Genomic DNA, 25,666 nt, shown 5'->3' on the forward strand with positions numbered 1-25,666 from the left:
TGATTTATTGAATTAGCGAATTGGTGATTTATATAATGGTTAATGTTTTAATTGCTTGCCGGCGATAGCCTTAATAAGGTAGCACCGTGCAGGTTAATGTTTTGCTGATAGCCTTTTTTAAATTGGCCAATATCTTGTTTCTTCCATAGATCGCGCACCTTTATTTTGCCTTTGAGGCCGATGGCTGCAAAATCAATAGCTATGCTTTTACTATTATCGCCAATGTTGAAAAGTGCGGCATAAATATCCTTACTGCCCGGTATTTGTGAGTACCAAACCATGGCACCATCTTTTTTATACAACTGGCGCGGGTTTGTTCCTTTCTGATTGGCGGCAAGTACCTCATCATTGGTAAATAATTTCAGTTCAAATTCCCGGTTCTCGGGCAGGTTGCCGCCTATCATCAGGGGCGACCGGTAAATGCTCCAAAAAGTCATGTGGGTATATTCCTCATCCTCTGTAAAGCGGCTAAAGCGTTCCTGACCAACGGGGCCGCGTTTGCTCAGCTTGCCTATCTGTATCATATCGCAATCAGGCCAGTGACCGGGACCACCTACGCCTTCCCAGCTTTTGGCATAGTCAAACATGTGGAGGATCTCTTTCCAGTTATCCCAAAAATCATCGGCCATACGCCACATATTTGCGTATTTAGTGGCATGCGCAGCTTGTGCAACAGGAGTTTCGCCGGGGGAAAGGCTTAATACTATTGGTCTGCCACAATTTTGAATCGCTTTTTGGTATCCTTCAACTTCGGCGTTACTGTAAGGGCGCGAAAGGTCATCTACCTTAATAAAATCTACACCCCATGAAGCGTAAAGTTCCAACAGGGAGTTGAGGTATTCCTGCGCACCGGGCTTTTTCATATCCAGTCCGTACATGTGGTTCATCCAGGGGCATTTGGAATTGGTATCGGCAACCATATCGGCGGTTATGTTATTAGTCCCTTTAATGGGAGATTTTGCCCAATAAGCCTGCCTCGGGATGCCACGCATTACATGAATGCCGAATTTTAAACCTTTGCCATGTACATAATCAGCCAAAGGCTTAAAACCATTACCTCCAAAAGCTGAAGGGAACTTGGTAGGCTGTGGTGTTAACCTTCCCCATTTATCCATGGTAAGCCAGGGCAAATAGGAGCCATCCTGCAGTCGTAACTGAAAGGGATTGCCAATGTTACTTCCCGGCGGGTTATCGTACGACCACAAAAAATCAACCACGATGTACTCCCAGCCGTGCGGTTTCAGGTATTGGGCCATATAATCGGTGTTGGCTTTCACCTCGTCTTCATGCACAGCCGAGCCGAAACAGTTATAGCTGTTCCAACCCATGGGTGGGGTAGCGGCTACGGTTTGTGCCGATGCTTTTGCACCCAGCAAACCCGCTGCCAGGATAATGATATATTGCAGTGATGTTTTCATCTATTGGCCGTAATAAGAATTTGGTCCGTGTTTGCGTTCGAAATGTTTTTTGATAAGCGAATCTTTTAGGCGAGGGGCCTGGTTATTAATTTGCTCGGTTAAATAGGCCATTTGTGCCACAGCCTCTAACACGGCGCTGTTATAAACCGCTTTGTGCGCGGTTTTGCCCCAGGTAAAAGGAGCGTGATTACCAACTAAAACCATTTCTACCTCGTTGTAATCCAATCCTTCAGCCGTAAAATGATCCATGATCTGGAAACCGGTTTGGTATTCGTAATCGCCTTCAATCATTTCATCGCTCATAGGCGGGGCACAAGGGATATCGGCCGTTAGATGATCCGCGTGTGTAGTACCGAAGATAGGGATGCAGCGTTGCGATTGCGCCCAGGCAGTGCCATAGGTTGAATGGGTATGCACAATACCTCCAATGTTTGGCCAATGTTTGTATAATACGGCATGGGTTTGCGTATCTGATGATGGGCGCAGGTCGCCCTCAATAATAACCCCATCAAAGTTAACGATCACCATTTTTTCGGGTGATAAATCTTCATAAGGCACCCCGCTTGGTTTTATAGCGAAAACTTCCAAAGCTCTGTCGGCAGCGCTTACATTACCAAAGGTGAACAACACCAGGCCGAGTTTAGGCAGCTGCATATTAGCGTCATAAGCAGCTTGTTTTATATGTTGATACTTGCTCATGCTAAAACTGAATTATCTGCTAAGCTTTGGGTTGATTTATCTGCAATTTGCTGTGCAATAAAACTGCCTAAGGTTTTATATTTATTATAACGTGCCAGGTAAGCAGCTTCCAGATCTTTATTAGGATAATACTCCACATCAAATCCACGACCCATGGCTTGCATGGCATCTTCAACCGTTGGGTAAATACCTGCAACAACGGCTGCAAACATGGCTGCACCCAAAGCGCAGGTGTGTTTAAACTGGTGAATGCGGATAGGCATGCCCAATACATCGGCCATCATTTGCATCACGAAAGGTGATTTTTTTGCAACGCCACCAATGCCGATAATGCCTTTAACCGGGATACCTTCGCTAATGAAGCGTTCAACAATGCTTTTGGCGCCAAAACAGGTAGCCTCGGCCAGTGAACGGAAAACGCGTGGCGCATCGCTGCCCAAACCTAAGCCAGTTATTGCGCCTTTCAGCTCCTGGTTGGCATCCGGTGTACGGCGGCCGTTAAACCAATCTATTGATAGTTCGTTGTCAAAATCTAAAGGTAAAAGGGCTGCCTGCCTGCTTAATTCAGGAATAATCAGTTCGGCCATTTCGGCTTTTAGTGCTTCGGCCGTGGCTGCATCTATTACTGTTGATTGTGATAGCAGATTATTTAAAGGCCATAAAAGCACATTTTTAAACCAGGCATAAGTATCGCCAAAGGCAGATTGACCGGCTTCTAAACCTGTCATACCCGGAATAACGGAGCCATTTACCTGCCCGCAAATACCGCGTACCAGTTTGCCATCAATCTCGGCAGATGGAGCAACCAAAATATCACAGGTTGATGTACCCATTACCTTACTTAAGTGGTAAGGCTCAATTTGACCGCCAACCGCGCCCATATGCGCATCAAAAGCACCAGTACCTACAATTACATCTGTAGATAAGCCCAATCTTTCGGCCCATTCGGCGCTTAAAGTTCCGGCGGCTTCATCGGCAGTATAGGTTTCTGTAAATAGTTTAGCGGTGATGCCCTTCAATAAAGGATCAAGTGAAGAAAAGAATTCATCGGGCGGCAGGCCACCAAATTCTTCGGCCCACAAAGCCTTGTGCCCGGCAGAACAACGACCGCGTTTAATCTCCTTTACATCGGTGCCACCGGTTAGCAGGAAGGGAATCCAATCACAATGCTCAACCCATGAGTGCAGTGATGTACGTACCTGTTCATCAACCCTTATAATGTGTAAAAGCTTAGCCCAAAACCACTCTGAAGAGTAAATGCCGCCTACATATTTTAAATAATTGATATCAAATTTGGTGGCATGTTCATTAATCTGGGCAGCTTCCAATACCGAAGTATGATCTTTCCATAAAATGAACATGGCATTGGGGTTTTGTTCAAAACCGGGGGTTAATGCCAACGGTGTACCCGTTTTATCAACCGCGATAGGGGTTGATCCTGTGGTATCTATGGATAAGCCTTTTACGGCTTTGGCGGCATCAGCACCACCAGCCTTTTGCAGGCAATCTTTAATAGTAGTTTCTAATCCTTCTATATAATCAAGGGGGTGCTGCCTGAACTGATTCTCGGGGGCATTGCAAAATAATCCTTGCTGCCAACGGGGATAACTGAATACGGATGAGGCTATTTCTTCGCCGTTTTGCGCATTGATTAATACGGAACGAACAGAGTCGGACCCATAGTCCACTCCAATCACAAATTGGTCTTTACTCATATTGGTTTAATAATTCGTGTTGAAGTAACACTTATTTTTTTACAATAAAAAATTTTTCTAAAAAAACATTTAAAAAACTATAAAATGGATGGGCGAAAATTTAGTGTAAAAGGGAATCCGGGTTGGGAATAAAATTCATAAATGCCTGAAATTTAGCGTAGTAGTTTTGCATGTTAAGCTGATAGTAATAGGCACCGCGCTTGGATCCTGCTTTGTCTTTATCATTTTGTTTGATGAGTAATCCTGTGGCTAAAACCCGTTTGCTAAAATTTCGTTTGTCAATTGGCGTATTAAAAACGCTTTCGTAGAGGGTCTGCAATTGTGGAAGTGTGAACTTGCCGGGTAAAAGTTCAAATAAAATAGGATGCATGGCCGCCTTGTACCTGATGCGTTTTTTTGCAGCCTCCACCATTTCCTGTTGATCGAAAATGAGTTTAGGTACACGTTTTAGCGGGAACCATTCTGCATGATAGTCCTTACTTAATTGGGTTTGATACTTATTAATATCAATTAAGGCAAAGTAAGTAACAGACACTGTGCGCTCTATAGGATCGCGTTTTGTGTTGCCAAATGTGTGTAATTGCTCTAAATAAACCCCCTGAAGCTCGGTTAGTTGTTTTAAAATGCGGTTGGCCGCCTGGTCTAAACTTTCTTTAGGCTGTACAAATCCGCCCATCAAACTCCAGTTATCTTTCTGTGGCTCGAAACTCCTTTTAATAAGCAGAATCTTTAAGGTATCGCCGTCAAACCCGAAGATAATGCAGTCAACTGCCAGTAAAAGTCGTGTTTGTTTGGAATATTTCTGCATGTGATTTGGTTTATAAGGGTGGTAAATGTAATTTTTTAGATACAGAAAAATCAATTCAAAGCCATTGTTTATTCAGGAAAGGGCTTAAAAATGCATCTGTACAGGTTTATTTGTGTATTGAGTACACAAATAAAATGAAAATTATTTTAATTGTTTTTATCACAATTAAAATAATTTTATTCTACCTTAGTTTTTAATTAGGGCGATCAATATGCCCCGATTAAAAAACCAAACACCAATTATAACCAGTAATACCGTTCAATAAGCTTCAATAAAAGGCGATGATGGGCGATAAACTATCAAAGAATTATGAAAATGCACGAAAAAAAGCACTTTTTATTATACGGCCTCGCGCTGTCGTTGTTTATGAGCTGTAATGGGCCGGCGGAGACGAAGACTGCCAACACCGATTCCACATCGGTAGTAAAAGCCGCAATACCCGATGCCAAAAATTTTGAAGGCGAAGTAAATGGTAAAGCCGTTAAACTATATACCTTGAAAAACAGCAAGGGCGCAAGCGTTGCCATTACCAATTACGGTGGCCGCATCGTAAGCCTGATGGTTCCGGATAAAAAAGGTACACTGACAGATGTAGTTTTGGGTTACGATAGTTTAAAAACTTACCAAAAACCAAAAGAGCCCTATTTTGGCGCTATCATAGGCCGGTATGGTAATCGTATAGGCAAGGGTAAATTCACGCTTGAAGGCAAAGCATATCAACTGGATATTAATGATGGCGTTAATACCCTGCATGGCGGGTTTAAAGGTTTTTATGCACAGGTGTTTGATGCCACACAGGTTGATGACAAAACTCTTAACCTTACCTACGTATCTAAAGATGGCGAAGGTGGTTATCCCGGAACATTAACCGTTAAAGTGGCATATACCCTTACCGATGATAACGCCGTTAAAATTGAGTATACCGCAACTACTGATAAAACAACCATCGTAAACTTAACCAACCACGCTTACTTTAACCTGAACGGCGCTGGCAGCAGTACCATCCTCAATAATATTGCAAAAATTGATGCGGATAATATTACCCCCGTTGATGTTACGCTGATACCAACAGGGAAATTGCAGGCAGTAAAAAATACTCCTTTTGATTTTACTACCGCAAAAGCCATCGGCACCAATATTAATGACAAAGACGACCAATTGAATAATGGTAAAGGTTATGATCATAATTTCGCGTTGAACAAGCATGATGCCACACAATCTGTAGCTACCATCAGCAGCCCCGAAACGGGTATCGTGATGGATATTTATACTGATGAACCAGGTTTGCAGTTTTATACCGGGAACTTTTTAACCGGAAAAACCAATGACGGTAAAGGTGGCAAGGCTTACGCTTACCGGTCAGCATTTTGTGTAGAGACCCAGCATTTTCCGGATGCGCCAAATCAGCCTGCTTTTGCATCAACTGTATTAAAGCCGGGGCAAACCTATCATACAGCAACCACATACAAATTTGCAGTTAAGTAATTTTTTTATAAATAATTGTAGTTCAATATTTGATTATATAATCTGATTGAGATGACGGAGACCGAAATAAAATATCTGCTTAATGATATTGCTTTGTATAATAACCGGGCATCTTTCAAAAAGTTATACCTGTTTTATTACTCTAAATTATTTTGGTTTGCCAAATCGTTTGTAAAAAATGATGAAGCTGCTGAGGAGATCATTGATGATGTATTTTTGAACCTTTGGATGCAGCGCCAGAGGCTTACAGAAATTAATAACTTTAGTAATTATTGCTACGTTTCGGTAAAAAACAAATCCTTAACCCACATCTCCAAAGCCCGGTTAAACCAGGTAAATATTGATGATGTGAAAATAGAGATCATTGATTCGGCGGCAACCGGCGAAGACAAGCTGATTTGCGGGGATGTTACTAAAGTTATTAATAATTCGCTGAACAAGTTATCTGACCAATGCAAGGTGGTTTTTAAGTTGGTAAAAGAGGACGGCTTAAAATACAGGGAAGTTGCCGAGCTTTTAAATCTTTCCATAAAAACTGTTGAATATCATATGGGTAATGCGCTGAAACAGGTAGCAAGCGGCATTGCCGCTTCTCAAAAAAGTAAAGTATTTGAAGTAGAAAAAATCTTCAAATAACCGTAAGGACGGTGCAATCTGTTCTGGTTGTTAGTTTGCACCGTGATGTTTGGAAGACATAAAAAGGCAGGCAATGGGCGATTCCTTCCTCGGGGAAGGAGGAGGTAGGGGTTAAATCAGGCGTTCAAGCACCATTGCGGATTACATGTCGGCTAAACCACTCCCTGCTGCCCTTGCGCGCGTTTCAGCCGCACCCCGTCCGTTGGAAGGGAATTGACCCTTAAAAAAAACATTCCGAACACCCCTGGCGTCGTCACCAACAGATTTCTGCATGTAAAAAAGCTTTACTGTTTCCCTAATATCATTTTCTTTTCTACTGCCCTGGGCCTGGTAGAACACCAGCAAGGGCTGAATTGCCCGAACGGGTAGCCGCTATGCGGCATTGTGCGGGGAACACACACATTGCTTGCTACAAACAGGTAGCCGCTACGCGGCACAGCACATTTACAATATGAAGGCATGCCGCGTAGCGGCTACCTGTTTGTAGCACAAATAATTCAAATGTTTCTTTTGCTCCATAGGAGCTACCCTTCTTTCTACACAAAATATTTAAACGAGATTCCTAAGCCGGGATATGCTTTTTAGCCTCTGGTCGGTGTTTTCACCGCATCAGCCTAAGGTCTGGATATTGCATCTAATACCCGATTCCCCCCCCGCACATTTACAGCATGAAGACATGCCGCGTAGCGGCTACCTGTTTGTAGCATGCAATTTAAATATTTCTTCTGCTCCATAGGAGCTACCTTTCTTTCTACACAAAATACTAAAACACGAATCCTAAGGGAGATATGTCATTTTATCCTTTTTAAAATAATTTTCATTTTTCACCAGGGTGTTTTCATTAGTTACAGTCTTTATGATTAGAGCCGTAAATAATGATTAATAATATTTGGATACTTATTGGTAAAAAGTTAAGTGGTGAGGCTACCGCCGAAGAATTGCTTGAACTTGAAGAACTGCTACAGCAAGGAGTTGCAGACCAGTATCCGCTTGCTCAATTGGAAGAGATCTGGAAAAGAGAGCATCAGGAAACAGCAGCGGAAAAGTTAGATGCTAAATGGCTGGCCTTTGAAACTAAACTTGATAATGCCGATAAAGTAGAATCTGAAGAAGCCCCACAATCAGAAAATACTGAACAGCTTAAGCCAAAATCGGGGATTGTAAAATTCCTTAAAATTATTTCATTTGTTGTAGCGGCCTGTTTTGCGCTGGTTTTTATAATGTTCAATAAAAAGAATGTTATAGATAACCACAAAACCAACCAGATTATGGCGCCGCAAAACGGCATTAGCAAAATTCAATTACCAGATGGTAGCAAGGTGTGGCTAAACTCTGGTAGTAAAATAGTTTATGGAGCAAATTATGGCGCCGAACAAAGAGCTGTGTACCTTGTAGGCGAGGCCTTGTTTGATGTTGAAAAAGACCCCGACCATCCTTTTATAGTTACTACGTCAACCATCAGCATTAAGGTATTGGGTACCAAATTTAATGTAAGAGCATACGCCACCGATAAAACATCAGAAACTTCATTGTTAAGGGGACGCATTGAACTAACCGTTTTGAAAAATCCCGAAAAGAAGATCATTTTAAAAGCAGCTGATAAGGTTACAATTAATAATGAGCAACTATTTGTTAACGGTAAAGCGGCTATTCCATCTAAAAGCGGGATAACAGAAGAAATTCCTTTAATGGCCTTAAGCAGGATTCACCTGGCTAAAAAGGATACTTTACCATCAGAGGCACTATGGATTGAGAATAAACTTGCTTTTGATGCCGAAGATTTTGAAAGCCTTTCCAAAAAGCTGGAACGCCGCTATAATGTGACCATCAGCTTTAAAGATGAGGAGTTTAAAAAGTTAAGATTTACCGGTAAGTTTCAAAATGAATCTATTGGTAAAGCCTTAAGAGCCCTGCAGTCCGCCACTTATTTCCGTTATAAAACCGACAATAATCAAATTTTAATTTATTGATAATTAATCATTTAACAAATTAATTAAATAGCCTATGCTTATATAAGTATCTAAACTAAAACCAAAAAACGGGGAAATGTTGACGCATCCCCCCGTGTATGTGGTAAAAGTTAACTACCAGCCCTTTTGAAAACCAAATAGTTAAACAACCTTAATGCTAAATTATGAAAAAAAATGTACCCCGCATTAACCAAGTGCGGTTAAACCAATTTTTGAAAATCTTTTTTATGTTTAAATTTATCCTTGCCGTGGTGATCATGTCATCGCTACAGGCTTTTGCAAAAGGATATGGCCAGAGTATAATAAACGTCAATTTCCAGAATGTAACCTTGAAAAAGGCATTTAAAGAAATTGAAAAAAAATCTGACTACCGCTTTTTGTACAATGATGATATACTGGCTAAAAATGTTTTGCCTGCAAGCTTGAATGTTACCAACGCATCGCTTGATGAAACAATGACTGCCTTGCTTGCCAAAACCAACCTGGTATACAAGTTAAGCGACAATAACCTGGTAATACTTTCAGAAAAAGGCGGTATCGTTTCCGTGCTTACCATTACCGGAAGGGTGACAGACGAAAGCGACCTGCCATTGCCGGGAGTGAGCATCAAAGTAAAAGGAGCTGCTGCGGGCGCCCAAACCGATGTTCAGGGTAAATATGTTTTAAACATCCCGGATGCCAGGGCCAGTAATGTGGTGCTTGTGTTTTCGTTTGTGGGCTACGCAACCCAGGAGGTGCCGTTAAATGGCAACTCGGTACTTAACGTGCAGCTTAAGGCCGCGTCAAATTCATTAAACGAGGTTATCGTTGTTGGTTACGGTACACAGAAGAAAGAAAATCTTACCGGCTCTGTCACCGTTGTAAACGTTAAAGATGCCACTAAACGTAGCACACCGGATATTGCCAGGGCATTGCAAGGCCAGGTAGCCGGTGTACAGGTAAATGGATCAGGTGTACCCGGCGAAGGCGTATCTATTCGCATCCGCGGGGTAAGCTCATTAATTAATAACAACCCGCTTTATATTATTGATGGCGTGCCAACTATGGAACCCTTTGATTTTCCTCCCGGCGATATTGAAAGTCTGCAGGTTATAAAGGATGCATCAGCAGGGGCAATCTATGGTTTTCGCGGTGCCAACGGAGTGATCATTATCACCACCAAAAAAGGGAAAAACGGCCCGATGAAAATTAACTATAATGGTTATTTCGGCTTTCAAAAAAATCCTAAAACGCTATCGGTTACTGATAGGGTAGGCTACCAGAAAATTGCCGATGCTGCCGAAACAAATGCCGGCTTATCGCTGGCGCCAGGCAATGATCCAACCTCAAGTAAATTCATTAGTAATGTAAATACCGACTGGCAAAAATCCGGTTTCAGAACCGGCTATACCCAAAGTCATGACCTGGGTCTATCCGGCGGTAATGAAACCATGAACTATAATGTCGCTTTTGATTATTTCAACCAAACGGGTACTACTGTTTCGGGGCCGGCTTATACCCGTTATAACCTGAGCGGTAATATACAGGGTAAAAAAGGCATTGTATCTTTTGGTACCAAGTTTGCCTACACCGAAGGTGATTATAATAACCTGGCCTACCCGCACTTACATGGTACCGGTAACCAGATTGTTGATTTGGTTACAGCCATTCCAACTATGCCTATTCTTGACCCTAACCGCGTTGGTGGTTACGGTGGTGTTGATCAAAATACCCAAAGAGCCATCTCGCTAAACATTATCGGTGTAAATAATTTGTTAAACAGCACCGGCCAGCGTAACCGCATGCTGGCATCTGCCTGGATGGAAGTTGAAATTGTTAAAAATCTGAAATACCGTTTAAGCGGAAGCTATGACCGTAACGATTTTAAAAACACTTATTTTGATCCTATTTATGACCTGGGCTGGTTTTACCCAAATACAACAGCTTATTACAGCGATGCCCGGGGTAATTACTATACAGCGCTTATTGAAAATACATTAAGCTATAAACTAAGCATCCACAAGCATAATATTGAGTTGCTTGCAGGTACTGCTTACCAAAAAGATAAGAATGATAACCTTACCGGTGTAGCGTATAACCTGCCGCAGCCTTACCTGTTTGCATTTAATAACGTGAGCAATACGGCCGATAAAACAGTATTTAGCGATAGTAACCTGCGCAAATTTTATTCGCCCATATTTGGCCGTGTAAACTACAACTACGATGATCGTTACCTGTTAACCGCAAACTACAGGCGCGATGGTACATCGCAACTGCCATCATACAACCGCTTTGGTAATTTTGCCGGTGTATCTGTGGGCTGGAACATTGCTAAAGAAAAATTCCTGCACCTGCCGGATGCCGTTTCTCAGTTAAAAATCAAAGCGGGCTACGGAACTTTGGGTAATGTAAACGCGCTTCCGTTTTATCCTTACCAGTCCGTGGTTAATGCAAACGCGAGTTATGTGTTTGGTAATACTCTGGCATCGGGCGCAACCCAAACCCAGGTGTTTGACCAAACCAACAAATGGGAGCAAAAACGCACTACCAATATAGGGTTAGATCTGAGCTTATTCCATGATCAGTTAGCATTTTCATCAGAGTATTATGTCAATAAAATTATAGGCATCCTTTTACCGGTTCCAATTCCTATTTCGGTTGGTGCAATCAATACGCCGCTGGTTAATGCTGCCTCGTTCACCAATAAGGGTATCGAGTTTACAGTAACGTACCGCAGCAGAGATACCGGACCGTTTAATTATACCATCAGCGCCAACGCGTCGACAGTTAAAAATAAGGTATTATCATTAGGTAATGGCGGTAACCCAATTTACGGTGCTTACAGCAAAACCGATGTTGGTGGCCAGGTTGGTCAGCTCTACGCTTTTAAAACCGAAGGTATTTTTAAAGATGCTGCCGATGTAGCCGCGCATGCCACCCAAACTGGTGCCGTACCGGGCGATATTAAATTTGTTGATACCAACGGCGATCATATCATTAACGATGCCGACCGTGTTTACTTAGGCTCGGCCATTCCAAAATTGTACTATGGTTTTAACTTAAGCGCCAACTATAAAAACATTGATGCATCAGTATTTATACAAGGTAACTACGGCAGTAAAATAGCCAATGGTGTTTACCAGTCATTAATGACCGGGCAATATACTAATGCCAGTACCGATGAGCTTAACTTTTGGACACCTGCAAACACCAACACCAATGTGCCAAGGCCGGTAATTGGTGATCCTAATGCCAATAACCGCAACTCGGACAGGTTTATACAAAGTGGTTCATACGCGCGCCTGCAAACCGCCCAGTTAGGTTACACGCTGCCAGCATCGCTATTAAACCGTACACATGTGTTCAGGAGTTTCAGGATCTATCTGTCAGGTCAAAACCTGTATACCATAACTAAGTACAAAGGTTTCGACCCCGATTTTATTAACGATGGTACTATTAACCGCGGTTTCGACTATGGTTCATTCCCCAACCCGCGTACATTATTAGTTGGTTTACAGGTAGGGCTATAATTATTGATTCACATTAAACATTAAGTATAATGAAAAATATATATATGAAAACTGTAGTTGCAATATTGGCGCTATCGGCTTTTATCACGGGTTGTAAAAAAGGAGATCTGGATACCATAAACCCAAACGCGCAAACCACCCAAACCTTTTGGCAAAATGCCAGTGACGCGGTTAAAGGGATTAATGCCGCCTACGGAAGTTTAATTATTGATGGCTCATACATGCGTTTTTCGCCGATTGTAGAAAACACAAGGGGCGATGATGCAACAAGCTATAGCCCATGGGATCAGATCTACAACATGGGTAAGTTTAACATGCAAAGCACCGGTGATGGTGTACTGTTTTCATGGACAGCTTATTACCAGGGCATTTTGCGTGCTAATGAGGTGCTAAAATATGTGCCGGCTATTAATATGGACGCCGATTTGAAAAAAAGGGTGCTGGGCCAGGCTTATTTCCTGCGTGGCTTATACTATTTCCATTTGGCCGATTTTTATAAAAACGTGCCAATGCCTTTGGTGCCTGCCGGATCAAGCACAGATTATTTTCAAAAACAACAAACACAGGACGTAGTTTGGGCGCAGGTGATCAGTGATTTTAAAGCAGCTAAAGATCTGCTGCCTGCAAGTTACACCACTTTAACCACCGCTGATAACCAGGTTGGCCGTGCTACAAAAGGAGCCGCCGCTGCGTTCCTGGGTAAAACTTACCTGTTCACTAAAAAATATGCCGAAGCTGCTGCCGAGTTTAAATCGGTTATTGATTTGGGTGTTTACAGTTTGGTGCCTAATTATTACGACAACTTTTTTGCTAACAACGAAAACAATGCCGAATCAATATTCGAGGTGCAGTTTTCGAGGGATGCCGGAGGTACTGACCTCGGCTGGGGGGGCGATCCATCATCAGGATGGGGTCGTACATCTTCCAGGGCCATTACTTTTGGCGCGGCAAGCTTTGGCTTTACCGATGTGCAGCCAACACCTGTATTATACAATGAATATTTAGAAGAAAAAACAACCACGGGCGCTGTTGACCCGCGTTTGGATGTAACCATGTATTACAACAAACCAGGCGAAAGGCTGTATAACCAATCCTTTGCAGCAAGATATGCAGGCAGTTCATCATTAAACGCCCTGTTTTGCCACAAATATGAAAATGGTGATAGCGGACAGAATGATGAGTACGACTGGAGATCGGGTATTAATGAAAGGCTGATGCGCTACGCCGATGTATTACTCATGTATGCCGAGTGTTTAAATGAATTGGGCCAAACATCAGATGCCTATCCGTTTATACAACAGGTGCGCGGTCGTGCGGGTTTACCAAACCTGGCAACAGTTAAGCCAAACCTTACCCAGGCGCAAATGCGCGATCAGATTGGCCATGAACGTTTCCTGGAGTTTTCTTTGGAGGGACACCGTTTTGACGATATCCGTCGCTGGGGCTGGTTGCAGGATGCCACCAAACTGGCCTGGCTAAAAACAAGAGATCCGGAATTTAATACTTATACACCTGGAAAAGAGTATTTACCAATACCACTTACCGAAGTGCAAACCAATACTGGTTTGGTACAAAATACGGGTTATTAGATAATAGCGAAAAATAACGGGATAGTGCGATTCCTTCCTTGGGGAAGGGGGAGGTAGGGGTTTAATCAGGCGGTTCAATCGCTCGTATAAACCCCTCCCTGCCATCGCACACTACCCCACTCACCCCTCCCGTTGGGAGGGAATTAAAACAAAAGGTTAAGAAAGCGAGATGAAGAAAGCAAGGGTTTTATACATAGCAACCGCATTGGCAACTACAATGTTTTCCTGCTCAAAAAAGGAAACACCAACGCCTGTTAAAACAGATACCACAACTACCCCGGTAACACCGCCGACCTCATTTGATGTTGGCTCTATAACCGATACCTATGCCGATATATCAGCCTTTATCTATTATCCTAAATGGACGGTATATAACGTGCATGATCCATCTATCAAAAAATTTGGCGATTATTATTATTGCTACAGTACCGATGTTGGTTTTGGGATAGATGTACGCTCGGGTCTGCAGATCCGCCGGTCAAAAGATCTGGTGAAGTGGGAGTATGTAGGCTGGGTATTTTCATCACTGCCGGCATTGGGTTCGCAATATATTACCGGCAAAGGCGGCACACCTTTTAATGCCTTATGGGCACCTTATGTAATGAAGGTAGGGACAGAATATCGTCTTTATTACTCATTGTCATCGGCAGTAGCACGCTTAAGCGTTATTGGCATGGCAACCGCGACATCCCCAGATGGTCCCTGGACAGAAAAAGGTTTGGTAGTAACATCAGCAAATGATGCAACAGTACAAACCAACGCCATCGACCCAACGGTAGTTACCACCAGCACTGGCGAACAGTATATGTACTATGGTTCGGCATGGGATGGCATCTATATATTAAAGCTGGATGCATCAACCGGGTTGGCGGCATCACCGGGCGATAAAGGTAAACGCATTGCCAACCGTGGTTTTACAGGCGGCAAATACAATGGCAATATTGAAGGCGCAGAGGTGATCTATAACGCCGACCTGAAAAAATATTTCCTGTTTATCAGTTACGATTGGTTGCAAACCAAATATAATGTAAGGGTTGGCCGGGGCGATAGCCCAACTGGTCCGTTTTATGATTATAACGGACATGATATTAATACCAATGAAGATCATGGGCCTATGATTTTGGCTCCATACCAGTTTAGCAATCAAAGCGGCTGGCAGGGCACCGCGCATTGTGCCGTGTTTGATGATGGCAGCGGTCAGTATTTTATGGCTCACCAGGGCCGGCCGGGAATCAACTCCTACTTTATGGACCTGCATGTACGCAAAATCTCCTGGACTCCGGATGGCTGGCCGGTGGTATCGCCGGAGCGTTATGCCAATGTTGCGCAAACTGCTATAGCCAGTACTGATATTGCAGGCAATTATGAAAAAATAACTTTAGGTTACCATGTGGTTGTAGGTTACGGTACCGAGCAAACCAATCCGGATTTCCAGGTTTCAACCCAATTTAAACTGGATGCCGCGGGTACCATTAATGGTAGCGCCGCCGATACCTGGACCTTTGCATCGCCATATATTACCCTTAAATACAGCAGCGGTGATACCTATAAATTAAAGGTTGAACGCGAACGCGATTGGGAAAACAAAATAACATCAACATTAATATTTACCGGGCTGGATAATACAGGTACGGCTATATGGGGAAAGAAGAAGTAAGGACGTAAGGAAAAAAGCGAGGACCTCGTGTGAATCCCCTCTTGAGAGGGGCGGAGGGGTGTGTTTATACAAGCGGCCGAAGAACGCAGATGAACACACCCCTGCAACCGCACTGGCCGCCGCGCCCCCTCTCGAGACTACTGTGTGTACACAAGTTTGTTAGCATGGCTATGATTTGGCTAAAGCCACGCGGGCTCTTTATTTATCCGTCCCATAAATGGGACGGCAATGAATTAAACCTCGTTTGCCTTCTATTCTTCATTGCCGTTGGTTTCAACCAACGGATAGAGAACATACAAAAGCATGGCTTTAGCCTAAATAATCAGCATTTTATGAAAAATGCAATGTTGGTTATATTATACCATCCGAGTAAGAAGATGTGTACACACAGTAGCTCTCGAGAGGGGAACTTTATTTTATTAAATTGGAAAAAGCGAGGCCTTGTGCGATCCCCTCTCGAGAGGGGCGGAGGGGTGTGTTTATGCAAGCGGCCGAGGAACGCAGATGAACACACCACTGCAATCGCACCTTCCACCGGCCCCCTCCCGAAAGGGGAATTTGATTTAAAAAAAATAATGATTGTTGAAATAACACTTAATAATATTTTTTTTGTAGTTTTAGCGTACCAACAAAACCAAAAATGATCAGGAAAGCTTTTTTAACTTTTTGCAGCGCCGGTATGCTCTTATCGGCACATGCGCAAACGCCTAAGGTTTATGCCATCCAGGCCGATAAAATTAAAACACCCATAAAGTCAACCATGTATGGTATCTTTTTCGAGGATATTAATATGGCCGCCGATGGTGGTGTATATGCCGAGCTGGTAAAGAACCGTTCGTTTGAGTTCAATATGCCTTTAGCTGCATGGACCCAACAGAAAAAAGATGGCGGTGATGGCCGTATAGAGGTCATCAACCGTTCTGCAGAAAGACCGGAGAATCCACATTTTATAAAGGCCTATGTAACATCAGATGCCGGTTTTTTTGGCCTTGTCAATGAAGGTTTCCGTGGAATGGGAATCAAAGAGGGCGAGGAGTACAGCTTCTCCGTAATGGCAAAACAGGATGGCGATACCAACGTAAAGCTGAACGTGGAACTACATGGCGATAACGATGCCATTATTGGTGCTGCCGAACTTACACCAACAGACAAAGAATGGAACAGGTATAGCGTAAAATTTAAATCATCGGCAACGGTTAAAAAAGCGAAGCTATATGTTTGGCTAAGTGGAAAAGGGACTATCGATATGGATATGATTTCCCTGTTTCCGCAGCACACCTGGAAAGACAGACCGGCCGGCTTACGTGCCGACCTGGTGCAAAAGTTGGCCGATATGAAACCCGGTTTCCTGCGTTTTCCCGGCGGATGTATTGTGGAAGGCCGCGAACTGAACAACCGTTATCAATGGAAAAAAACTATTGGCGATGTTGACAAACGTACCAACATTATAAATCGCTGGAATACCGAATTTGCAAACCGCTCTACACCCGATTATTACCAGACCTTCGGACTTGGCTTTATGGAGTATTTCATGACTGCCGAAGATATTGGCGCTTCGCCGCTGCCGATCTTGAATTGTGGAATGGCCTGTGAGTTTAACACTGCCGAATTGGTGCCGATGGATCAGCTGGAGCCTTACCTGAATGATGCGCTCGACCTGATTGAATTTGCCAATGGCGATGCCAGCACCAAATGGGGCAAGTTGCGTACCGATCTTGGTCACCCGGCACCATTTAACCTGAAGATGATAGGTGTTGGTAACGAGCAATGGGGGCCGCAATATGTAGAACGCTGGAAAGTTTTCACCAAAGCCATCAAAAGTAAATACCCTGATGTGAAAATTGTATCGGCTTTAGGTCCTTCACCTGATGGGAAAGAGTTTGATATGCTGAACAAAACCTTCCGTGGTTTAGGTGCCGATATTTTGGATGAGCATTATTATGCGCCACCAAAATGGTTTAGGGACAATGCCAGGCGTTATGATAACTACGACCGTAAAGGCCCTAAAATATTTGCAGGCGAATATGCAGCGCAGAGCGTACATACCGTTAGTGTGGATAACAAGAACAATTGGGAATGCGCCCTTGCCGAAGCCGCTTTCATGACCGGTTTAGAGCGTAATGCCGATGTAGTAAACATGGCATCATACGCACCGCTATTTGCCCACGTAGATGGCTGGCAGTGGACACCAAACCTAATCTGGTTTGATAACCTGAAAAGCTATGCCACGCCAAACTATTACGTGCAGCAACTATTTTCATTAAACAAAGGCACAGATGTAGTGCCGCTTACCCTTAACAATGATGTTGTTGCCGGGCAGGATGGCTGCTATGCAACCGCCAGTTTGGATAAAAACACCAACGAATTGATCATCAAATTTGTAAACACCGGGGCTACCGCGCAAAATGTAAGCTTTAAACTTAACGGGGGCAGCTATCAAAAACAGGCCAATGTAACCACGTTAAGCAGCGATAAAGGCAGCGCCGAAAACTCGATCGAAAACCCAACGGCGGTAAGCCCTGTGCAAAGTACCCTTGCAGTTAGCGGTAAATCGGTAAACATCAATGTGGAGCCCTATGCGTTTAAGGTTATAAGGTTGAAGAATAAATAGGGGTAAGACAATCTTCCCCACCTCCCGTCATTGCGAGGTACGAAGCAATCTCTACATAGGCAGGTCATCCGCCCTGTAAAGCAAAGAGATTGCTTCGTACCTCGCAATGACGAGGTTTTATAAGGACGGGGTTAAACCATACATTTTGAAAAAACTAACCATAGCCATATTCCTGCTGCTCATGGGCATCACCGCCAATGCACAGGAATTGCGCACCGATATTTCGGTGCATGATCCGGTGATCATTAAGCAGGATAGTACTTATTATATTTTTTGTACGGGCATGGGCATAGCTATGTGGTCCTCGACCGATAAGGTACATTGGAAGCCGGAGCAGCCTGTTTTTGCCACTGCCCCGCAATGGGCGGTTGATGCTATCCCCGGCTTTAAAGGCCATATCTGGGCACCCGATATTTCGTATCACGATGGCGTGTATTACCTGTATTATTCGGTATCGGCATTTGGGAAAAATACATCGGCAATTGGGGTGGCTACCAATGCCACATTGCACACCAATGATGCGGCCTATAAATGGGTTGATCATGGTAAGGTGATCCAGTCCATCCCTGGCAAAACCAATTGGAACGCTATTGATCCTAATTTGGTTATGGATAAAGATGGTACACCATATTTAATATTCGGTTCCTTTTGGGATGGCCTGAAATTGGTTAAACTTAATAAGAACAGGCTAAGCGTTGCTGAAGATATAGGCAATCTGCCCACCATCGCTTCGCGCAGAAAAGATGCCGTAGAAAAACTACCAGCGGTTGATGGTAACCCAATTGATGCAGGTGGCAATGCTATTGAAGCGCCGTTTATTTACAGGCACGGTAAATACTTTTACCTGTTTGCCTCTATAGATTATTGCTGCAAAGGGCCAAAGAGCACTTATAAAATGATCATCGGCAGATCAAAAACCTTAAAAGGACCATATCTTGATAAAGCTGGCCTCGCCATGAATAAGGGCGGCGGCACTATTTTATTGCAAGGTGATAGCAACTGGTATGGCGTAGGTCATAACGGCGTAGCTAATTTCGATGGTGATGATTATATTATTTACCATGCCTATGATGCTGCGGATAGGGGCATCTCGAAATTGCAGTTGAAGAAATTGAATTGGGTTGATGGTTGGCCGATGATTGGGAAATAAAAACCCAAAAAAGAAATAATAAAGACGGCGTCATTGCGAGGAACGAAGCAATCTCTACACAAGCAAATCGGTCTGCACAGTCCGCTCTGTATAGCAAAGAGATTGCTTCGTGCCTCGCAGTGACGTGATTTATATGAGTTAATAATACTTACAATGAAAATATCAACATACTTCCTAACACTAATAACCGCATTCGGTTGCTTAGCCTCAGCACAGGCTCAGGTAAACGGCGATACCGTCATCCATGCAACCGGTAACCCCATCATTCGCCATGAATTTACGGCAGATCCGGCGGCAATGGTGTACAAGGGGAAAGTATATTTATACACGGGCCATGATGAAGCACCCGCCAATCAAAATGGCTATGTAATGCACAGCTGGACCTGCTTCACATCATCAGATATGGTAACCTGGACGGAGCACCCATCGCCCTTAAATGTAAAGGATTTTACATGGGCAAAGGCTGATGCATGGGCATCGCAGGTGATTGAGCGCAATGGTAAGTTTTACTGGTATGTTGCTGTTGAGCATAGCACTATTCCCGGCAAAGCCATAGGTGTTGCGGTAAGTGATAGCCCAACCGGTCCGTTTAAAGATGCACGGGGAACGGCCCTAGTTACCAACGATATGACCAAGGCAGCCAAACACCCCTGGGATGATATTGACCCATCGGTTATAATTGATAAAGACGGGCAGGCTTACCTTTTTTGGGGTAATGGCGTTTGCTACTATGCCAAACTAAAAGCCAACATGACCGAGCTGGACGGTCCGATAAAAACCATCACTCTGCCCCATTATACAGAAGCACCGTGGATTCACGAGCGCAATGGCTGGTATTACCTGTCATACGCTTACGAGTTTCCCGAGAAAATTGCCTATGCCATGAGCAGGAATATTAATGGTCCCTGGGTTTATAAGGGGATAATTAATGAGCTGGCCGGCAACTCCAACACCAACCACCAGGCAATTATTGAATTTAAAGGCAAAAATTATTTCATCTATCATAACGGCGCTTTGGTGCCCGATGCCGGTAGTTTTCACCGCTCGGTATGTATTGATTACTTGTATTATAATAAGGATGGTACCATTAAACGGGTGATAATGACGAGTGAAGGAGTGAAGAAAGTAAAATAAATATCGCGGTAGATATTAAAGGAAATACCTGATCCACCCAAACGGGATTATTACGAGTAATAAAAATATACTTGATACATATTTAGGTATATTAGCATGGGCCGCTTTAAATCTAACAAGATATCACATTGAAATATTCCCTGCTATTTATCCTGTTTATATGCTTTCCATCAACCAGCGTTATGGCGAAAGGGCCAACTGCGGATACCGTAAAAACCGGGGTTTATATTACCAGCATCCACGATATCAATTTTAAGGATAAAGAGTATACCATTGACCTTTGGCTGTGGCTGAAATACGAAAACAGGAAATTTGATTTTTTGCAGAACCTGGAAGTGCCACAGGCGAAAACAGTTACCAAATCGTTTTCAACTATTGATTCCAGCGGTAACAAGGTTTATATGCTCATGAAGCTGCAATGTGTGATGAAGGATTCGTGGGCAATTAACAACTTCCCCTTCGACCGGCAAAAACTGAGATTTTCTATCGAAAACTCACAGTTCGACTCCCAATCACTGGTGTTTGTTGCTGATACGCTGGGCAAACATTTCGACCCGCGTTTTACACTAAGAGGGTGGAATATTGATAGTCTTAACATCAGCACCGGCATTAAGGCCTACGAAACAGCATTTGGCGATGAAAGCCTGAAGAAACCGCATACCGAATACAGCAATTTTAAAGTTAGGCTACAAATTAATAGGGACGCCATGGGGCTGTTCTGGAAAATGTTCCTGGGTATGTATGTGGCCTTCCTTATTGCCTATATGTGCTTTTATATCCATACGGATAGTATTGATTCGCGCTTTGGGCTAAGTGTAGGCGCATTGTTTGCGGTTATTGGTAATAAGTATATCATTGATTCAACACTACCGGAATCAACCACATTTACCCTGGTGGATACCCTGCACGGTATGACTTTGTTTTTTATACTTACCGTAATTATTTGCACCTCATATTCGCTGAGGCTTGTAAAGCAAGAGAAAATAGCCAGGGCCAAAAAGTTCGATTTTATAAGCGCCCAGGTTTTGCTGGTTATTTACCTGTCGTTAAATGCCTGGTTTATCTATAACGCCAACGGTTAATAATTCATGCAACTAATTTAAGCCGCAACTTCTTTTAGCTCATATGTTTTAGCTCTTAGTATGGGTAACAACTCATCAGCTTTTTGCTGCGTTTGAAAATCACCGGGCAATATGGGCTTGCCAATACGCACACGTAATACCATCCCTTTTTTATTAAAAAGCTCGGCAGGCAGCATGGCGGTTTGCAAGGCTGGATGTATGTATCTGAGCAAACTAAAGCCTATTCCGTTATCGCCATGAAAATAAATGGGAAGTACCGGGACACCGGCTTTGGCAATAAGTTTGCCAACAACAGGGTGCCATTGCCTGTCGGTAACCCGTTTTGTTTTAAAATCAAAGGCAGAAACTTCACCGGCAGGGAAAATAGCAACCGGGGTGCCGTTTTTGAGTTTGCACAACGTGTTTTTTAGTCCGCTGATGCTGGAGCTATCTTTAATTGCTTCAAACGGGTTAACTGCAATGATATAATCGGCCAGGTTTGGTACTCGCTTAAGTAGAAAATTGCCCATAAACAAGGTGTCCTCTCTTGATGAAACCAGTAAATTAAGCAAAGCGAGCGATTCAACAGCGCCGTAGGGGTGGTTAGCCACCGCAATAAAAGCACCCGAAGCCGGAATATTGGCCAGGTCTTCTTCGTCGATCTGAATAGTGATGCCTAAAAAATTCAGCACAAAACGGGTAAAGGCAACACCCTGTAACATGCCGGCCTGCTGCATCATACTATTAAAAGCATCTATTTTCATCAGCTTCATTAAAAAAGTAGCTAAACCGGGAAGCCTTTTTGTTCCCGTAGCCTTAATAACATCATCTTTGCTGATTACCGCCATTTGGCAAAGTTAAGGCTGCGGTGTAAAGGAATAGATGGATTGTTGTTATGCTTTGGGTATTGAATTAGTGTTTTTCTGCAGGCGACATCCGGTATATTACTATTTTGTTAAATAATTCACATGTACTACCAATACCCAAAAAGTGCATTTAACTTTGCACCGGTCATTGAGATCATTGCGTAGGGTGCTGGCCGGCAGCATATGAAAGGTTCGAGTCCTTTCCCTACATCTGTTTTATTAAACCGGTTATGGAAACGATAAATTATCCCTTAGTAATTGCCGTGGTACTTGCACTGGCTGCATTGGTAGTATGGCTCATCCGCAAGAATCAAAATGATGAAAAAGATTATGGAAGGGATAGCAATCGGTCAGAAATGAAGCCGGAAAAAGGGGCACATAAAAAGCCCCGTATCTAACCTGTTTACGTTATACATGCAAAGAAGATCAGCATTAAAAAATATTGGCGGCCTGCTACTGGCGCCAACCCTCGGTTTTGGTAACATCATTGATCCTAAAAAAAGTGTGCTCAGGGTGGCACACCTGACCGATATTCACCTTAAAAATAAATTCGACGCGCCTGCTAAATTTGTTAAATGCCTGCATCATATGCAGCAGCAAAATCCAAAGCCAGATCTGGTACTGAATGGTGGTGACATTGTTTTTGATATGAACAAAGAAAACATTGGCACCATAAACGACCAATGGCAGCTGATGAATGGTATTCTGAAAGCTGAAAGCAGCATCCCCACGCACTATTGCCTTGGCAACCATGACATATGGTGGAACGAGAACGACAAAAACCAGGCTATTTATGGCAAGCAGTATGCGATGGATCAGTTAAAACTTTCAAAGCCCTACAACAGCTTTATCAAAGGCGGCTGGAAGTTTATTTTGCTGGATAGTGTGCACCTTGATATTGACGGAACATGGTACATTGGTAAACTGGGCGATGAACAGTTTGCCTGGCTGGAAAATGAATTGAAAACTACCGATCCTGCCATGCCGGTGTTGGTCATGTCGCACATCCCTATTCTGACGGCTACGCTAATGATTGAGGATGATGTTATTAATAAATGGGTAATGCTTGGTGGCGATATGCATACTGATACGGCCAAAATAATCCGCCTGTTTTACCAGCATCCCAATGTTAAATTGTGTTTGAGCGGCCACATCCACCTAAGAGATAAAGTGGTTTATAATAATGTTACCTACATCTGCAACGGTGCTGTAAGTGGTGCCTGGTGGGATGGAAACCGACGCGAAACCGCGCCCGGCTATGGGCTGCTTGATCTTTACAGTGACGGAACGTTTGAAGAAAAGTATGTGAATTATTTGGGGTAAGGGAAAGTTATGTTGCCCGCGGGATATTACGGGATTATATAATTTCTGCACGGGATCTGCGTTACGCCCGGATGTTCAGGGAAATCGCTTTTAAAAGGAGGCAGCTACGGAGCCAAAAACAAGGCAGGCTTGAATGTCCTATGGGATGCCGAAATAAATTCGGCACGACGTCCGCTTTTTAATTTCATTACACTAATGGAAAAACCACTATAAATTTTAAACACGATTTCCCTGCCGACATATCAAAAAGCATTCCATGAGTTAAAATATGGGTTACTACCCTACCAGCTCATTTTCAACAATGCCACGCCCTGCCTTGGCAATATGATCTCTGTACTTAATCGTCCCGATTTAACGGGTATCGCTATCGGTTTACCCATGGTTTGCAATTGCCCCGCCTTTTGCAATTCTTCAATTTGTGTGGCAGTTGGGGTTTGCGGGGATCCCATTTTTTTCCATGCCTCATAGGAGTTACTATGTTGCTCATCAATCCGGTATTGCGTAAGTGTAACCGTGTTGGCAGGCAAATCATTAATGGTAACTTTTACGGTATTCCCGGCATCGCGGATGTCATCATCATGATAGTTCCAAACCATTACAGCAACTTCCTTTTTATCTTTAGTGGCCAATGCGCCTATATCGGTATGTGCCCCCCTTAAGCCTGAGTCAATCACTGTTTTAACCGGGTACATATGATCTCCCTGTATCTTAATTCTTTTGCCCTTCATCATTCCAAACATCCGGAATACATTGAGTACTGGCTTATCAACACCGTTGGTGGCCAGGTCCCTGAAACCGTAAAACCAAGGCTGATCTTCAAACTCAAACGACCATGAAACCGCGCCCATGAAGTTTACACCCAATGAATCGGCTAATTGGTATTCGCGGGCAAAGGAGGCCGCTGTATAACTGGAATACATAGTGCCGTTGCGATAGGCGTTGGATGGGTTAGTAGCCATCCCGCAGGCCGCGCAGCCTTCCGGGTCCGACTCTCCAATAACTATAGGCAGGTTTTTGGTTTGCGGATAAGATGCTACAATTTTGAAGCCCTCGGCAATATCGCGCATCTGTGGAGCCATATTCATCCGCACATGACCATCGGTTACCGTTGGCTGCCCTTTGGCATGAAATGACAGCACATCAAGCGGCGAGCCTATTTTGCCGGTTGCGTAATTGGTATCGGCTACGCAATGTTCTATAAATGCTTTCAAAAACTTCATCCCGCTTTGGCTTGATCCGCCGGCTATTTCAGGGCCGCCAATTTTGCCCGTTGGCAAAGCTCTTCTCAGGCCATGGGCTGCATAATCATACATTTTAAAAAACTCGGGCATAGTGCCTTTCCAGTAGCCAATGTTGGGCTCGTTCCACACTTCCCAGTACCAGCTTTCTACCTCTTTTTTTCCATATCTTTCTACCGAATGTTTTACCCATTGGTATATCAGCTCTTCCCATTTATGGTAATCTTTGGGCGGATAGGTCCAGCCGGTATAAACATCATTATAATCGTCGCCGGGTTTCCAGTGGTGCTGGTATGGTTGGGGGTGCATTGAAAGGGCCTCGGGCATAAAACCAATTTGCGCGTAAGGTTTAATTCCCAGTTTAATGTAAGTGTCAAATATGCTATCAACCAGGTGCCAGTTATAAACAGGCTTGCCATTGGCATCTTCGGTATAGGCATTGGTTGATCCCCATTTAAGGGCGGCTTTGCCATCGCCCGTGGTAAGCAGGTTATGCACACGCAAATGAACAGGTACCGGACTTAATTTTGCCAGCTCGGTAAGTAGTTTGCGGCCATCTTTCATGTAGGTATAGTTTGGCTCATCATGCCCAAACCAGGCCCAAACCGGGCTCATTTCTGCTGTTTCGTCTTTTAAATTTACGGTAATTGTTGCAGGCTGCTGTTTAGCTTCCTGTGCGTAAACGAGTGGGGAGCTCAGTAAATAAAAAAGTACAACCAAGCCGAAATACCCTGTTTTTGTTCTCATAAATTAGATGAAAGGTTATTTCACTAATATATGATAAGTAAGGTCAATTT

At 43.5% G+C, this 25,666-nt stretch carries 18 protein-coding genes; 12 read left to right on the forward strand and 6 right to left on the reverse strand.

Translation table 11 applies throughout. The annotated features are described in order from the left end of the window. Window positions 1–47: 47 nt before the first annotated feature. The 4 genes from AC1DYB_RS14285 to AC1DYB_RS14300 all read right to left on the reverse strand — a co-directional run bounded on the left by AC1DYB_RS14285 (window position 48) and on the right by AC1DYB_RS14300 (window position 4,640). Window positions 48–1,418, reverse strand: coding sequence for a glycoside hydrolase family 27 protein (locus AC1DYB_RS14285; RefSeq protein ID WP_477435863.1), 1,371 nt, complete (start codon window positions 1,416–1,418; stop codon window positions 48–50). Continuing rightward, a complete protein-coding gene (locus tag AC1DYB_RS14290; RefSeq protein WP_295711346.1) occupies window positions 1,419–2,117 on the reverse strand; it encodes an L-ribulose-5-phosphate 4-epimerase in 699 nt (232 codons plus the stop codon). After that, window positions 2,114–3,832, reverse strand: coding sequence for a ribulokinase (locus AC1DYB_RS14295; RefSeq protein ID WP_477435865.1), 1,719 nt, complete (start codon window positions 3,830–3,832; stop codon window positions 2,114–2,116). Before AC1DYB_RS14295 ends, AC1DYB_RS14290 begins: the two co-directional genes overlap by 4 nt. A gap of 100 nt (window positions 3,833–3,932) precedes the next feature. Further along, complete coding sequence (locus AC1DYB_RS14300) at window positions 3,933–4,640, reverse strand: NUDIX hydrolase (protein ID WP_295711349.1); 708 nt, start codon at window positions 4,638–4,640, stop codon at window positions 3,933–3,935. Between the two features lie 309 nt (window positions 4,641–4,949). Here AC1DYB_RS14300 and AC1DYB_RS14305 point away from each other — a divergent pair, with 309 nt between their 5' ends. The 10 genes from AC1DYB_RS14305 (at window position 4,950) to AC1DYB_RS14350 (ending at window position 21,463) form a co-directional block, all read left to right on the forward strand. Then, window positions 4,950–6,125 carry an aldose epimerase family protein gene (locus tag AC1DYB_RS14305; RefSeq protein WP_477435868.1) on the forward strand — a complete coding sequence of 392 codons (1,176 nt, stop codon included), beginning with the start codon at window positions 4,950–4,952 and terminating at the stop codon, window positions 6,123–6,125. A 51-nt stretch (window positions 6,126–6,176) separates the two neighbouring features. Continuing rightward, the gene (locus AC1DYB_RS14310) at window positions 6,177–6,761 is read left to right on the forward strand and encodes an RNA polymerase sigma-70 factor (protein WP_477435870.1); all 585 of its coding nucleotides are present in this window, start codon (window positions 6,177–6,179) and stop codon (window positions 6,759–6,761) included. Window positions 6,762–7,636: 875 nt separating this feature from the next. Next, the gene (locus AC1DYB_RS14315; protein ID WP_477435872.1) at window positions 7,637–8,731 is read left to right on the forward strand and encodes a FecR family protein; all 1,095 of its coding nucleotides are present in this window, start codon (window positions 7,637–7,639) and stop codon (window positions 8,729–8,731) included. A gap of 227 nt (window positions 8,732–8,958) precedes the next feature. Next, window positions 8,959–12,240 carry a TonB-dependent receptor gene (locus tag AC1DYB_RS14320; RefSeq protein WP_477435874.1) on the forward strand — a complete coding sequence of 1,094 codons (3,282 nt, stop codon included), beginning with the start codon at window positions 8,959–8,961 and terminating at the stop codon, window positions 12,238–12,240. A 29-nt stretch (window positions 12,241–12,269) separates the two neighbouring features. Then, on the forward strand, window positions 12,270–13,829 hold the full coding sequence (locus AC1DYB_RS14325) for a RagB/SusD family nutrient uptake outer membrane protein (RefSeq protein WP_295711360.1): 1,560 nt from the start codon (window positions 12,270–12,272) through the stop codon (window positions 13,827–13,829). A gap of 169 nt (window positions 13,830–13,998) precedes the next feature. After that, the gene (locus tag AC1DYB_RS14330) at window positions 13,999–15,486 is read left to right on the forward strand and encodes a family 43 glycosylhydrolase (RefSeq protein WP_477435877.1); all 1,488 of its coding nucleotides are present in this window, start codon (window positions 13,999–14,001) and stop codon (window positions 15,484–15,486) included. Window positions 15,487–16,126: 640 nt separating this feature from the next. Then, on the forward strand, window positions 16,127–18,097 hold the full coding sequence (locus tag AC1DYB_RS14335) for an alpha-L-arabinofuranosidase C-terminal domain-containing protein (RefSeq protein WP_477435879.1): 1,971 nt from the start codon (window positions 16,127–16,129) through the stop codon (window positions 18,095–18,097). Window positions 18,098–18,242: 145 nt separating this feature from the next. Continuing rightward, window positions 18,243–19,247, forward strand: a complete 1,005-nt coding sequence (locus AC1DYB_RS14340; protein WP_477435881.1) for a family 43 glycosylhydrolase — start codon at window positions 18,243–18,245, stop codon at window positions 19,245–19,247. Between the two features lie 153 nt (window positions 19,248–19,400). After that, window positions 19,401–20,381, forward strand: a complete 981-nt coding sequence (locus AC1DYB_RS14345) for a glycoside hydrolase family 43 protein (RefSeq protein ID WP_477435884.1) — start codon at window positions 19,401–19,403, stop codon at window positions 20,379–20,381. 128 nt (window positions 20,382–20,509) lie between these two features. Further along, window positions 20,510–21,463 carry a ligand-gated ion channel gene (locus tag AC1DYB_RS14350; protein ID WP_477435886.1) on the forward strand — a complete coding sequence of 318 codons (954 nt, stop codon included), beginning with the start codon at window positions 20,510–20,512 and terminating at the stop codon, window positions 21,461–21,463. Between the two features lie 17 nt (window positions 21,464–21,480). Here AC1DYB_RS14350 and AC1DYB_RS14355 read toward each other — a convergent pair whose 3' ends face one another. After that, window positions 21,481–22,290, reverse strand: coding sequence for a lysophospholipid acyltransferase family protein (locus AC1DYB_RS14355; protein ID WP_477435888.1), 810 nt, complete (start codon window positions 22,288–22,290; stop codon window positions 21,481–21,483). Between the two features lie 248 nt (window positions 22,291–22,538). Here AC1DYB_RS14355 and AC1DYB_RS14360 point away from each other — a divergent pair, with 248 nt between their 5' ends. Both AC1DYB_RS14360 and AC1DYB_RS14365 read left to right on the forward strand, forming a co-directional pair. Then, a complete protein-coding gene (locus tag AC1DYB_RS14360) occupies window positions 22,539–22,706 on the forward strand; it encodes a hypothetical protein (RefSeq protein WP_477435890.1) in 168 nt (55 codons plus the stop codon). Between the two features lie 16 nt (window positions 22,707–22,722). Then, window positions 22,723–23,631, forward strand: coding sequence for a metallophosphoesterase family protein (locus AC1DYB_RS14365; RefSeq protein ID WP_477435892.1), 909 nt, complete (start codon window positions 22,723–22,725; stop codon window positions 23,629–23,631). A gap of 281 nt (window positions 23,632–23,912) precedes the next feature. Here the strand turns inward: AC1DYB_RS14365 and AC1DYB_RS14370 are convergent, their stop codons facing one another. Further along, window positions 23,913–25,616: a GH39 family glycosyl hydrolase gene (locus AC1DYB_RS14370; protein ID WP_477435894.1), complete on the reverse strand. Its 1,704-nt coding sequence runs from the start codon at window positions 25,614–25,616 to the stop codon at window positions 23,913–23,915. Window positions 25,617–25,666: the final 50 nt, after the last annotated feature.

It is taken from the genome of Mucilaginibacter sp. P2_A4 (genome assembly GCF_056405015.1).